Below are 778 nucleotides of genomic sequence, written 5' to 3' on the forward strand. Positions count from 1 at the left end.
TGCCAATGTAAACGCTGCTTGTGATGACGATGTTGAAATATTTTCAGCTAACAATTGGAAAAATTTTTCAAAAGCAAAACAACAACAAATATTATTACAATACCGTTTAACATATTTAGCTGAAACTGAAGTAAACTGGTGTCCGGCTTTAGGAACCGTTTTAGCAAATGATGAAATTGTAAACGGCGTATCTGAACGTGGTGGGCATCCTGTAGTTAGAAAGAAAATGACACAATGGAGTATGCGTATTTCTGCTTACGCAGAACGTTTGCTTCAAGGTTTAGATACCGTAGATTGGACCGATTCTTTAAAGGAAAGCCAACGTAACTGGATTGGTAAATCGGTTGGTGCTTCGGTAACTTTCAATGTGAATGATCATGAGGAGACTATTGAGGTTTTCACAACCCGTCCTGATACCATTTTTGGGGTAAGTTTCATGACTTTAGCTCCAGAACATGAATTGGTGTCTAAAATTACAACACCCGAACAAAAAGCTGCTGTTGACGCCTATGTTGAAGCCACAGCCAAACGTAGCGAACGCGATAGAATGGCCGATGTAAAAACCATTTCAGGGGTATTTACTGGCGCTTACGCCGAACATCCGTTTACCAAAAAACAAATTCCAATTTGGATTGGCGATTACGTACTTGCTAGCTACGGTACAGGTGCTGTTATGGCTGTGCCTTGTGGAGACCAACGTGATTATGATTTTGCAAAACATTTTGGAATAGAAATACTAAATATTTTTGAAGGTGTTGATATTTCTGAACAAGCCTTT

The 778-nt window shown here is 39.2% G+C and carries 1 pseudogene; it reads left to right on the plus strand.

What is annotated here, in order from left to right:
• Positions 1-778, plus strand: a pseudogene (locus FUA24_RS03815) (class I tRNA ligase family protein); the annotation flags it as partial.

The sequence above is a fragment of the Seonamhaeicola marinus genome (assembly GCF_008085455.1).